Origin of the sequence: Saccharopolyspora sp. ASAGF58, assembly GCF_012277335.1 — a bacterium.
Classification (GTDB): Bacteria; Actinomycetota; Actinomycetes; order Mycobacteriales; family Pseudonocardiaceae; genus Saccharopolyspora; species Saccharopolyspora hattusasensis.
Genome location: NZ_CP040605.1, coordinates 1,819,426 through 1,831,526 on the forward strand (window position 1 = coordinate 1,819,426; position 12,101 = coordinate 1,831,526).

13 protein-coding genes are annotated in these 12,101 nt (G+C 67.4%); 7 read left to right on the forward strand and 6 right to left on the reverse strand.

What is annotated here, in order from left to right:
• Positions 1 to 265: 265 nt before the first annotated feature.
• Both FDZ84_RS08335 and FDZ84_RS08340 read right to left on the reverse strand, forming a co-directional pair.
• On the reverse strand, positions 266 to 829 hold the full coding sequence (locus FDZ84_RS08335) for an NADPH-dependent FMN reductase (protein WP_168585419.1): 564 nt from the start codon (positions 827 to 829) through the stop codon (positions 266 to 268).
• A gap of 3 nt (positions 830 to 832) precedes the next feature.
• Entirely contained in the window at positions 833 to 1,381 is a 549-nt protein-coding gene (locus FDZ84_RS08340) for a YceI family protein (RefSeq protein WP_168585420.1), read from the reverse strand.
• A gap of 478 nt (positions 1,382 to 1,859) precedes the next feature.
• Here FDZ84_RS08340 and FDZ84_RS08345 point away from each other — a divergent pair, with 478 nt between their 5' ends.
• The gene (locus tag FDZ84_RS08345) at positions 1,860 to 2,393 is read left to right on the forward strand and encodes an IS5 family transposase (protein ID WP_256413670.1); all 534 of its coding nucleotides are present in this window, start codon (positions 1,860 to 1,862) and stop codon (positions 2,391 to 2,393) included.
• A gap of 120 nt (positions 2,394 to 2,513) precedes the next feature.
• Here FDZ84_RS08345 and FDZ84_RS08350 read toward each other — a convergent pair whose 3' ends face one another.
• The gene (locus FDZ84_RS08350) at positions 2,514 to 3,410 is read right to left on the reverse strand and encodes a LysR family transcriptional regulator (protein ID WP_168585421.1); all 897 of its coding nucleotides are present in this window, start codon (positions 3,408 to 3,410) and stop codon (positions 2,514 to 2,516) included.
• 173 nt (positions 3,411 to 3,583) lie between these two features.
• On the opposite strand from FDZ84_RS08350, the gene FDZ84_RS08355 reads away from it, so the two are divergent.
• Positions 3,584 to 4,702, forward strand: coding sequence for a DMT family transporter (locus FDZ84_RS08355; RefSeq protein WP_168585422.1), 1,119 nt, complete (start codon positions 3,584 to 3,586; stop codon positions 4,700 to 4,702).
• A gap of 110 nt (positions 4,703 to 4,812) precedes the next feature.
• Here the strand turns inward: FDZ84_RS08355 and FDZ84_RS08360 are convergent, their stop codons facing one another.
• A complete protein-coding gene (locus FDZ84_RS08360; protein ID WP_168585423.1) occupies positions 4,813 to 5,508 on the reverse strand; it encodes a response regulator transcription factor in 696 nt (231 codons plus the stop codon).
• 37 nt (positions 5,509 to 5,545) lie between these two features.
• Complete coding sequence (locus FDZ84_RS08365; RefSeq protein WP_168589901.1) at positions 5,546 to 6,868, reverse strand: ATP-binding protein; 1,323 nt, start codon at positions 6,866 to 6,868, stop codon at positions 5,546 to 5,548.
• A gap of 118 nt (positions 6,869 to 6,986) precedes the next feature.
• On the opposite strand from FDZ84_RS08365, the gene FDZ84_RS08370 reads away from it, so the two are divergent.
• Both FDZ84_RS08370 and FDZ84_RS08375 read left to right on the forward strand, forming a co-directional pair.
• Positions 6,987 to 8,237, forward strand: coding sequence for a PspC domain-containing protein (locus tag FDZ84_RS08370; RefSeq protein ID WP_168585424.1), 1,251 nt, complete (start codon positions 6,987 to 6,989; stop codon positions 8,235 to 8,237).
• Positions 8,230 to 8,433, forward strand: coding sequence for a hypothetical protein (locus tag FDZ84_RS08375; RefSeq protein ID WP_168585425.1), 204 nt, complete (start codon positions 8,230 to 8,232; stop codon positions 8,431 to 8,433). Before FDZ84_RS08370 ends, FDZ84_RS08375 begins: the two co-directional genes overlap by 8 nt.
• A 101-nt stretch (positions 8,434 to 8,534) precedes the next feature.
• On the opposite strand, the gene FDZ84_RS08380 is transcribed toward FDZ84_RS08375, so the two are convergent.
• Entirely contained in the window at positions 8,535 to 9,314 is a 780-nt protein-coding gene (locus FDZ84_RS08380) for an E3 ubiquitin ligase family protein (RefSeq protein WP_210435480.1), read from the reverse strand.
• Between the two features lie 341 nt (positions 9,315 to 9,655).
• Here FDZ84_RS08380 and FDZ84_RS08385 point away from each other — a divergent pair, with 341 nt between their 5' ends.
• The 3 genes from FDZ84_RS08385 to FDZ84_RS08395 all read left to right on the forward strand — a co-directional run bounded on the left by FDZ84_RS08385 (position 9,656) and on the right by FDZ84_RS08395 (position 12,101).
• Positions 9,656 to 10,564 carry a family 16 glycosylhydrolase gene (locus tag FDZ84_RS08385; protein WP_168585426.1) on the forward strand — a complete coding sequence of 303 codons (909 nt, stop codon included), beginning with the start codon at positions 9,656 to 9,658 and terminating at the stop codon, positions 10,562 to 10,564.
• A gap of 144 nt (positions 10,565 to 10,708) precedes the next feature.
• Positions 10,709 to 11,551, forward strand: a complete 843-nt coding sequence (locus FDZ84_RS08390) for an ESX secretion-associated protein EspG (RefSeq protein WP_168585427.1) — start codon at positions 10,709 to 10,711, stop codon at positions 11,549 to 11,551.
• A 130-nt stretch (positions 11,552 to 11,681) separates the two neighbouring features.
• A complete protein-coding gene (locus FDZ84_RS08395; protein WP_168585428.1) occupies positions 11,682 to 12,101 on the forward strand; it encodes a hypothetical protein in 420 nt (139 codons plus the stop codon).

Genomic DNA, 12,101 nt, shown 5'->3' on the forward strand with positions numbered 1-12,101 from the left:
TCCTGCAACCGTCGTCGGCGAACGGCTGTCACCCGCCATCGCCAGTCGGACGACTATCTCGACACATTTAGACGCTCGCAGGCGATACCCATCGCCTGCGAGCTCTCAACCCAGAACTGCGGATCACACGGTCAGGCAGTTCACCTTGAACCCAATTCCATCCCCGCACGGGGATCAGCTGCCTGAATGCGACACGTTCGATAACCTGATGGCCTGGGGACTCCACAATTCAAGGCGCACAGCGCAGATGCAGCACCCCAAACAATCACCGGAGTTTCGCGTCATCCCCCATATCGGCGCCGACCGACTCATGCATCCGGGCCACCAACGTTCCTACGATGTCACCGAGCGCGACCCGCAGGTCCGGGTCAACGAGGCCGTCGGCAGTCAGCACCTCATCAGCACGGGCGATGGGCAAGTCCGTGTCCACCACAGCACCACCCAGCGCTGTGAGCACCTTGCGAGCCTCGTGCTGCGCCCACACCGCGCCGAACATCCCGGTGGACGAGCCGACAACGGCAGCGGGTTTGCCCATCACCGGGTTGTTCGCAAATGGTACTGAGATCCAATCGAGGGCGTTCTTGAGCACACCGGGAATAGAGGAGTTGTACTCCGGGGTGGCGATGAGCAGCCCATCGGTGTCCCGGATGAGCTGGTCGAGATGCCGGACGGATTCAGGCACCGGAACATCAGCATTGTAGGCAGGGATGTCACCCAAGCCCTCGAAGACCACCATCTCGACGTCGCCGCACAGCTCGGCAGCGGCCATGAGCAACATCCGGTTGTACGAGCCTTTGCGAAGGCTGCCGCACAGTCCGAGGATTTGCACGGCCTAGGACTCCTTCACCACGTCGAGGTAGATGTCGATGTCCACCTCGTAGCCCAGCGCATCACCACCGCCCGGCAGCGGCGCCTGCCAGTTCAGGTCCCAGTCGCGGCGGTCCACTCTGGCGACCAGCTCGACGCCCGCACGTGTGAAGCCGAACGGATCGTCGATGGGCAGCGAGTAGGTGCCAGTAGCCGACACCGGCCTGCTGATGCCCTTGATCGTGAGTTCGGTGTGAGCCGAGCACGTGCCGTCGTCATTGAGAACGATGTCGGCTGAGGTGAATGTGATGTCCTTGTGGTTCTTGGCATCGAAGAACTCTGGACTGTAGACGACATGCTCGCGGAACTCGGCGGGCTTTCGGATCGAGATAGACTCCACCGGCACCGCACCCTCGACCCGGATGCCGTTTTCGTCGGAAATGATCGAAGCGGCGATCTCCTCGAAAGTGGTACGAAAGATAGCGACCTTCATGTGACGGACGGAGAACTGGACGCTAGAATGCGCCGGATCTGCCACGAAGGTGCCAGTGAACTTCTGCTCAACGTGACTCACGAAAGGCCTCCACAGGCAACAAGGATTTTGGTAATGCCCATTTGGATATTACCCTTGACGATTCATAATTCTGCTTCCGACAAAGGAAACCGTAGTCATCTAACTACCAGAAGTGACGCGTGTCCACTGCAAGGTAGATTTGGGCAGATTTTTTTTCCTTTTTGCCGATCACCCACAGCGGGGAACATTCTCACCAATCTGGCCCAGCGACTCTGCCCTTGGGCCAAGGCATGCAACAGTCATCGGGTTCATGAGTTGATCAGCTCGCCACCAGCGCAGCCGTTGCCCCTGGACCACCATCTTTGGTCAGGCCTACGCGACCACACCCCACCCTGAGCCTTGATCGCTCTCCATGATATGATCATCGTTTTCTTAGGAGACTGTTGGGTAACTGGGGCGACACTGAGCGTGGCGTGATGTTGATCTCGGCCAGCGTGTCGAGATGACAAAGAGATCATCCCCGCCGTGATCTTGTTGTGTGTGCAACTGCGATACCGGCGAGGATGATCGCCGCCCATGTTATCCGTCCAGTCTGACCGATGAGGTGTGGGCCGTCCTGGAACCGTTGATGCCAGTACGAGACCGCCGAAAAGGCGGTATGGCAAGGAAATACGACGATCGCCTGGTACTGGACGGGATCTTCTACGTGCTGCGTTCGGGTTGTCAGTGGCGGATGATTCCCCACGATCTGCTGCCCTGGGACGCGGCCTATCGCTGGTTTCGGGACTGGAGTGCCGACGGCACGATCGACCGTGTCCACGACGCGCTGCGCGATCAGGTTCGGTGCCAGGCCGGACGCACGGCGGACCCGTCGGCGGCCGTGCTCGACGCCCAGTCCATCAAAAGCAGCGAGGGAGGGCAGGAACGCGGGTTCGATATGGGCAAGAAAACGACAGGCCGCAAACGGCACCTCATCGTGGACACCCTCGGCCTGCTGCTGGTCATCATGGTCACATCCGCATCGGTGCAGGACCGCGCGGAGCGCGGCGGGCGCGAGATCCTGCGGCGCTGACGGCGCTCATGTGAATCTCCCCAGACGTGCTCATTGAAATTCCCCACCCGGCGTGGCTCCGCCGAGAAGGCGTCTGAGGTTCGCTACCCGCACAGTCAAGCACCAGCCCGGGATAGGTTTTCAGGCTTGGGCGATCTCCAGGAGGGTGTTGAGCACGGACTGGGTGGCCGGGCGGTCGGCCACCGTTTCCCGCACCGCGACGTACAGGCGGCGGGCGGGCTCCGGGTTGCGCACCGGCCTCACCACCACTCCGGGGTGCACGACGTCCAGGCCCAGGCGCGGGACCAGCGCAACGCCCAGCCCCGCGGCCACGAAACCCTGCGCTGAGTAGCTGCCGTCGGTCTCCAGCGCCACCTTGGGCGTGAACCCGGCACTGGCGTAGGCGTCCCTGAGCAGCGTCGAGCAGACGTCATCGCTGGTCACGGCGCTGTTGATCCAGGATTCGCGGGCCAGCTGGACTAGGTCCACGCAGTCCTGGGCGGCCATCGGGTGCGATTTCGGCAGCACCAGCCGGTACGGGTCGTCGCCGAGGTGCACGAACCGCACCCCGCGTCGTTCGGGCACCGCACGCCCCACCACGATGATCGCCAGGTCGGCCTCGCCGCGGGCCACCTCGTCGAGCAGCCCGACCTCCTGCATCCGCAGGTCGAGCTGGACCTCGGGGTGCTCGGCCCGGAACTTGGCGACCGCGGGCGGAATCAGCCCGACGCTGGCGGTGTGGAAGAACCGCACCCGCAGCAGGCCGGTGCGCCCGGCGCGGATGTCGGCCAGCTCCGCCTCGGTGCTGCTGAGCAGCTCGGCGATCTGCCCGGCGCGCTCGGCCAGCAGGGTGCCCGCCGGGGTCGGCCGGAGCCCGCGCCCGACCTTCTCCAGCAGCGGCGTGCCCGCCTCCTTCTCGAGCGTGGACAGCTGCTGGCTGATCGCGGACGGGGTGTACCCGAGGTTCGTCGCGGCCGCGCTAACCGAGCCGCTGGTGACCACGGCGCGCAGCACTTGCATCCGGCGTACGTCCAACACGACTCCACGATACAGCAAAACTAAAACATCAATAGATTTTATTTCACTTGTTCTTATGTCTGGGTTGGCGCAACGTAGTAGGCGGAAATCGGTTCGGCGGGCGCCGAAACACCGACGACCTACCTTCACGGCGACACCTCGACCACGCGATACCCCGCGAGACCGGACAGGACATGAATAACCCGACCAACTACGTCCGACTGGGCGTGCTGGCGCTGCTGTGGGGCTCCAGCTTTCTGCTGATCAAGCTCGCGCTGGGGGCGCTCTCCCCGACCCAGATCGCACTGACCCGCATCGTGCTCGGCGCTGCGGTCCTCCTCGCGCTGTGCGCGCTGCGCGGCATGCGACCGAGCCGCGATCGCAAGCTGTGGCGGCACGTCGCCGTCGCCGCGCTGTTCGGCAGCGCGCTGCCGTGGGTGCTGTTCGGCCTCGGCGAGCAGACCGTCGACTCCGGCCTGACCGGCGTGCTGAACGCGACGACGCCACTGTGGACGGTGCTGTTCGGGCTGTTCGCCGGTCGCGAGGCGATGCCGCCGACCCGGCTCGGCGGACTGCTGCTGGGGTTCCTCGGGGTGCTGCTGATCTTCGCCCCGTGGCAGGGTGGCAGCCTGCTCAGCTGGGGCGTGCTCGCCTGCCTGAGCGCGGCGGTCAGCTACGGGATCGGCTACGTCTACATCGGACGGAACCTCACCGGGAACCACGGCCTGCCACCGCTGGCGCTGGCCGCCATGCAGATGGTCGCCGCCACCGGATACGCGCTGCTGGCGCTCCCGCTCGACGGCCTGCAGCCGGTGCGCTGGGAGCCCCTCGCGCTGCTCGCGGTCGCGGCCCTGGGCATCTTCGGCACCGGACTCGCGTTCGCGATCAACTACCGGATCATCGGCGACGAAGGCGCGACGACGGCGTCCACGGTGGCCTATCTGATGCCGATCGTATCGGTGCTGCTCGGTTGGTTGCTGCTCGGCGAAGAACTGGGCCTGCGGGTCCTGCTGGGCATGTCGATCGTGCTGCTGGGCGTAGCCCTGACCCGCCGCTCCCCCGCCCCGAAACCCGTTGCCGCACCCGCTCCCGAAGAGGACGAGATGTCGAACCAGCTCCGCACCAAGGCCACTCGCACCACCTGCACCACCTGCACCACCTGCACCATCGGCACCATTAGCACCACCCTCATCACCCGCACCGACGAGCACCCGCCGATCGAGCCGCCTGGCGCCTGGACCAGGATCCGCCTCGCGCTGATGCGCGGCTCCCAGCTCTACGCCGACCTGGCCAACAACCACCCGCTGAAATGACTTGGTCCGGGATTTTCCGGTCCAGAACCGGGAAATCCCCGGAGGTCGGGTCAGCTGGTCGTCGCGGGTCCGGGGCGCCGGAACAGCTACCGCTGCCGATAAAGACCGAGTCACACCAGGCGGCGGTCTGAGGCCCAGCGGGACAGCTCGTAGCGGTTCGACAGCTGGGTCTTGCGCAGCACGCTGGACACGTGCGTCTCCACCGTCTTCACCGAGATGAACAGCTCGGACGCGATCTCCTTGTACGCGTAGCCGCGCGCCAGCAGCCGCAGCACCTCACGCTCCCGCGGCGTCAGCAGGTCGAGCTCCGGGTCGCCGACCGGGGCCGAGTTCGGGCCCTCCGAGAAGGCGTCCAGCACGAAGCCCGCCAGCCGTGGCGAGAACACCGCGTCGCCCGCCCGCACGCGCTCGACCGCGTCCGCGAGCTCCCGCCCGGAGATCGTCTTGGTGACGTAACCGCGCGCCCCGCTGCGGATCACCGCGATGACGTCCTCCGCCGCGTCCGACACCGACAGCGCCAGGAACACCACTTCGGTGTACTTGCTGCGCACCTGCCGGAGCACCTCGGCTCCGCCGCCGTCGGGCATGTGCACGTCGAGCAGCACCACCTCGGGGCGGTAGTGATCGATCCCGGTGACGGCCTCGGCCACCGATCCCGCCTCGCCGACCACCTCGACCCGGTCGGCGGACGCGCCGAGCTCGGCGCGTACCCCGGCGCGGAACAACGCGTGGTCGTCGACCAGGAACACCCGGACCGGCCGGGATTCGCTGACCTCGGGTGTCGCTTCACCGGTCACGATCAACATCCTCCATCGCTGGGTTCGTCCCGCAGGGTACGCGAGTTCACGCCGCGGCCCTGGGCATTTCCATCTGGACCTCGGTGCCCGAGCCGGGCGAGGTGCGCACCTTGACCCGGCCGCCGTGCCGCTGCATGCGGCCGTGGATCGAGTCGGCGAGGCCGTGCCGGTCGTCGGGCACGCGGTCCGGGTCGAACCCCGCGCCACGGTCCCGCACGTACACCGAGACCTGCTCGGACTCCACCTCCGCGTAGACGCTGACCTCCGCGACGCCCGCGTGCTTGGCGGCGTTGACGACCGCTTCCCGGGCCGCGGCGAGCTGCGCGGTCAGCCGCTCGTCGAGGTCGCAGTCGCCGACGACGACCTGCTGGACCTTGATCGCGAAGACGTCCTCGACCTCGCCGCAGACCCGGCCCAGCGCGGCCGCGAACCGGGCGGCGGGCGCGTCGTCGATCGCCGCCTCCCGCTCGGAACCGTAGCCGTCGGGGCCGTACAGCCAGTTCCGCAGCTCGCGTTCCTGGCCCCGCGCCAGGCGGCGCACCTCGCGCTCGGAGTCGGCCTGCTTCTGGATCAGCGCGAGGGTCTGCAGCACCGAGTCGTGCAGGTGCGCGGCGATCTCGGCGCGCTCCTGGGAGCGGATGCGGCTGGCCCGCTCGACGTTGAGGTCGCGCACCAGCCGCACCCACCACGGCACGGTCAGCACCGCTACGCCGATCAGCGTGGCGAGCACCGAAAGCAATCCGAAGCGGACGTCGTCGATGGAGGAGGTGCCGACCAGGAAGATCACGAGGCCCAGGACCACCAGCGCCGCCCCGGCCGAGATGCGCACCAGCGCCGCCCGCCCGCCGCCTCCGAGCAGCGCGCCCGCCACCCCGGACCGGGCGCCCTGCCGCCACCGGCGGCGCTGCGACTCGTCGGCTTCCCGCCAGACCACGGCGGCCCCGACCAGCACCACCACCAGCGGGGCGACGATCCACGTCGGCGCCGCGATGAACGACACGGCCGCCACCATCGCCCCGATGCAGAGCAGGATCATCCCGACGCCCTGCTGGCGTTCCTTGACCGAGATGGGCTGTTCCGCGCCGCTGCTCTGCGGCACGAACACCCAGAGCAGCGCGTACGCGAGGATCCCCGCCCCGCCGCACACGGCTAGCGCCGCGAAGGCACCGCGCACCCACAGCACCGGGAGGTTCAGGTGCTCTGCGACACCGCTGGCGACCCCGGCCACCAGCCGTCCGGTGCGCCGGCGCCGCAACTGCCCGGACAACGTGGACTGCGTCGACAGCGGCACCGTCGGCCGCTCCGCCAGCGGCGTTGCATCGGCCGCTTCCGCCTGATGAGTCCGTTTCCGCTTGAACCGGGCCTTCACGACAACGATCGTCACACGCCCGCACGCGCGCGGGCATCGGGGACGCCCCTGACTTTCCGGGCAGTCTCAGGGGCGTCCCTGATGCTTCCGGGGGCACCGCTCTCGGATAGTGGTAGCCATGAGCAGCACGAAGCTATCCGGCGCCGCCGGTTTCGAGGAAACCTTGCGGGGCTTCTGGGCTACCCGCCCGATGCGGCCTCGCACGGGCGGCAAGCTGGGTGGCGTGTCCGCCGCGATCGGCACGCGGTACGGCATCGATCCGATCCTGGTTCGCGTCGCCTTCGCGCTAGCCACGATCTACGGCGGCGCCGGGGTGGTGCTCTACCTCCTGGGCTGGTTGGTGTTCCCGAAGGAAGGCGATCCGCTGCCGGGCTCGACCGAGCCGACCCGGGAGCCGACGTCCACCGGGCTGGCCGTGGTCCTCGTGCTGCTGCTGATCCCCGGCGTGTTCTGGCTGACGAGCTCGCCGGCGATCATCGGCGTGGCCCTCGGTCTCGGCGCGCTCTACCTGCTGCACCGCAACTACGGCGACCGCGGCGTCACGCCGACGGCGACAGCACCGGCCACAGCGGCTCCCGTCGCCGGTCCACAGCCGGCGGTTCCGGTGGCCGAGAACACCTGGGTCTACCCCGGCGTCGCATCGACCACGACGAACGCAGCGCAGGCCGAACAGCCGCCACAGCAGCCGCCGGCCTGGGACCCGCTGGGGGCCGCACCGTTCGCCTGGGAGTTGCCCGAACCGAGCGAACCCGGGGAACCCCAACCGCCGCCGCGGCCCAAACGGCGCTGGATCACCATCGCGACCCTGGCGCTGGCGGCGTTCGCATCCGTCCTGGCCGCGGCGATCGGCGCGCCGCCGGAGTCGGCGCTGGCGATCGCGCTCGCCGTGCTGGGGCTCGGCATGATCGGCGGCGCGTTCCTGCGGGGCGGTCGCGGTCTGATCGGGGCCGCGATCCCGGTCGGCGCGTTGGCCATGGCGATGGCGGTGCTGCCGATGGGCGACTTCACCGGGAACATGGGCAGCGACGAGGTCCGGCCCACCTCGATCGAGAACGTGCTCCCGCACTACCAGCGGTCGGCCGGTTCCGTCCTGTTCGACCTGCGGGACCTGCAGATCACCGACGGCCAGGAGCTGCGCACCGGAGCCAAGGTCGGGTTGGGCGACATCACCGTCCAGCTGCCCCCGAACGTGGACGTGACGGCGCGGTGCGCTTCGGAACTGGGCGACGTGCGGTGCTTCAACGACACGGCGGACGGCCGGGGGGCGGACATCTCGGTCACCGACCAGGGCGAAGACGGCCCCGGCGGTGGGCACATCGTGCTCGACCTCGTGGTGGGCACTGGAAGCGTGGAGGTCACCCGTGGCTGACAACGAGATCAACCGTCGTCCCGACCGGGACGGTCCGGACGTGGTGACGCTGGTCGCCGGCTTGCTCTCGGTCGCTGTCGCGGGCGGCCTGCTGTTCGGCTTCGGCGGTCACATCCAATGGCTGCTGGCGGTCGCCGCCGTCGTGATCGGCGTCGTCATGCTGATCGCCTCGTTCCGCACCCGCCGCGACACCTGAGGTCGTCCCGTCCCAGGCCCTTCGATTTCAATGGAAATCGAAGGGCCGATTTCCATTGAAATTGCGGAGCAGCACCCCGGGATGGGTCTGGGAACGGCGCGTCAGAGCACGATGCCGAGGACGACGCAGACGATCCCGGCCAGCGCGGCCGCCGGAATCCCGAACGCCAGCAACCGGTGTTGGGTCCGGAGGCTGTCGCGCACCTCCTGCTCGCTGCGGGTGGAGATGATGAAGAAGCCCTTCTGCTCGGGCTTGCCGATCACCAGCGGACCGATCTTGTCGTGCGCCTCGCCAAGGATGTACAGCCACCGACCAGGCCGGATCACCCACTCCTTGTACTCGTAGCCGACCGTGCCGCTGTTGTCGAGGATGTTCGGCAGCTGGAAGCCGAACACGGTCGGCCCCTGCGGGTTGTGCGGCTCGAACCGGTCGACGACCTGCTCCGGCCGATCCGGTTTGGTGCCGTTGGGATCGACGCCGATCAGCATGCCGTGGCCATCGCGCAGCGCGTAGCCCTCCCACGACGTGTGCTCGGCGACGGTTTCGCTGCCCCGGTCGACGTGCCGACGACCATCCCGGTAGCGCACCCGCTCGTAGCGCCGCTTGACGACGTAGCGGAACCAAACGCATTCGGTCTTGCTGAGCTCAGAGATGAGCACGCCTTCCGGGCGCGGGCGCGCCGCGCCGACGACCTCGCACTCCTTGCGGAATCCGCCCCGCGCGCCGACTTCGTCGGAAGCCTTGCGCAGCAGCTCCAACTCGTTGACCGGCAGGGTTTCCGCGCCGATCATCGCGTGCAGCTCGTCGCGGGCGCGACGCATGAAGTAGAACCCGACGGCGACCGCGACCAGCAGCACGACCCCGACGATGACCACGGCCATCGGCCCTCCCCAGATCGGTCCCGCCCGACCCTAGTTCCGCACGCCCGGCTCGGGCATCGATTTCGGCAGAACAGCAACGCTCGCCACAACTGGTGCCCGGGACCGCGATCCGCGGGCTGCGGCGATTTCGCGCGAAATCGCCATCCGGCACGCGTGGGGAGCGGCGATTTCGCGCGAAATCGCCGCTCGTTCTCCCCGACCGGTGCGCGGGATCTGAACGCGTTTCCAAAACACGCCACGCGCGGGACCTGATGCGGAACTGGTGGGCATACTCGATCGATCCACTCGGACCGCTGGGTGCGCGGGAGTGGGGCGCTCCCAACTACTCGGAAGGAGCCGACATGGCCCCGAGACGACTGCTCGCGGCCGGTGCCGCACACGCCCTGCTGGCCTCCGCGCCGCTGTCCGAAGCCGGTGCGACGCCCCGCGCCAAGGTGTTCTTCGACGACTTCTCCGGGTCGGAGCTCGACCGTTCCAAGTGGACGGTCGAGGTCACCGGCGAGAACTTCGGCACCGTCAACCAGGAACAGCAGGCGTACGTCGATTCGCCCGACACCATCTACCTCGACCAGGACCCGTCGACCGGGGCGAGCAACGGTGCGCTGGCGCTGCACCCCCGGTTCGAGCCCGGCCACCAGGCGCCGGACGGCCAGACCTACGACTTCATCTCCGGCCGAATCAAGACCCAGGACAAGGTCGAGTTCACCTACGGCAGGTACTCGGCACGGCTCAAGCTCCCCGAGAAAGCCACCGCATCCGGGCTGTGGCCCGCGTGGTGGTCGCTGGGCGCGAACATCGACGCGGGCAAGCCGTGGCCGGAGTGCGGCGAGATCGACGTGATGGAACACGTCGGCGAGCCGTGGACGAGCTCGGCGCTGCACGGCCCGGAGTACCACGGCGACACCCCGTTCACCAGGCGCCAGAACTTCGAGGGCAAGGACCCGGCGGACTGGCATGTGTACGAAGTGGACTGGGCCCACAACGGGTTGACCTTCTTCGTGGACGACACCGAGACGTACCGGGTCACCAAGCAGGAGATCGAGTCCAAGGGCTGGACATGGGCGTACGACGACCCGCAGTTCCTGATCCTGAACTTCGCGCTCGGCGGCGGGTACCCGAACGGCGTCAACGGCGTGACGGAACCGTACTTCGGCCTACCGCAGTCCACAGTAGACAAAATTGCCGCGGGCAACGTCCGGTACCTCATCGACTGGGTCCGCGTCGTTCCCGTTGCCGGTGCTCTTTCGTGATCGGCCGGAATGTTCGGAATATGTCGTGCGACACGGCTAGATGGGTGACGTGTCCCCGGAATACGGCCGACTGGCCTCGCCCGAAAAGCTTGCGCGATAGGCTTCCCAAACGAGAGAACACGACAAAAATATCCGGGGCCTGGGGTGGAGTGCAGTTTCTGGGAGTTCGGTGCGATCGTGCGGCAGGAGAAGGCCCGGCACGATGCCGGGCTGGTCTCGGCGGCGGAAGCACGGCGGAAGTTCGATGTGCCGGTATTCGTGACCTCAGCTCGCAGCGGGCTTGATCAGCCCAACGATCCGCGAGCGACGCTGGAGGCCGCACAGGGCAGTGCGCGGGCCAAGGGCTGGATCGACCGCAGCGGCAGGCTGAACGACCAGTGGTACGAGATCGTCTCCGCACTGGCCTATGGTCAGTCGTTCGCTTACCTCTACCTCACCGAGCCGGACAAGCCCGAAACGCGGGCGATGGTGACCGTGAATCACCTGGCGTTCCGTTTCGTCCTCAGCCGCGACCGAGTATGGATCGATGAGGTCGCCCCGAACGCCGCCGAACAGGCGCTCGTTGCGTGCCTGCCCGAAGTTATCCCCGCGGCGGGCCAGGGTGTCACGGTACCGACGAAGATCCTGGCCGCCGCCGGCACAGAGGCCGAGAACCACCAGGCCGACCAGGGTGACTGGATCGCCTACGAACTCGGCCAGGCCGGAATCCGCGCCGGCGACGCCAAGGCGGTCGGCAAACTCGCGAACATGGCGGACCGGATGATCGGGCAGTTCAACGTCGGCATCCGCGAGCCCGACGGCCACAGCCACCTCTGGCCGTGGGCGATCACGACCCACCACAGCCCCACCGGCAGGGTCGCGCGGATCACCCAGCCGCCACGGGGCGAGAACACGCTGGTCACCCCAGCCGACACCAAGGTGCTTATCGGCGCGCTGCGTTCCTACCGCGACGACCTCCGACGAAAGGTCCGCGACCAGCAGAGATAGACGCTTGCCCCGGTGAGCAGCGGTTCGGGGCTGCGCGATGTGGCTGGTCCTACTTGACTTTGTCCACGAAGAGGGACGGCTGTGCCAGGATCACGGCCGGACGACGATCGAATGCAGGAGGACACCAGGCGTGAGCGAGCCGATGTCACCGCAGCAAGCCGCAGCAGTGCAGGCCGTCGGGATGGCAATGACCCCGTTCAACTCGGTCACCGGCGCCGCGATGATCGCGGCGGGCACCGTGAACGGTCACCAGACCTTCGAGATCCAGCCCGACCAGTTGCCTCGCGTTCTTGCAGGACTCGACGAAGTCCGCGCCAAATACATTGAGGCGCAACGATTGGCGAGGCAGCTCTCAAACGTCACGCCTCCATTCGCCGACGACGTCACGGTCGAAGCGTTCAAGAAAATCAGCGAACGGGCCCAAGGGGGCGAGGGCTGTCTGTTCGACACAGCGCAAGGCATGATCGATTGGATTGAGGGTTTCAAGGCCGCTGTTCAGAAGGCGATCGAGGACCACCAGCGCATCGATGACGACAACCGGATGGCCTGA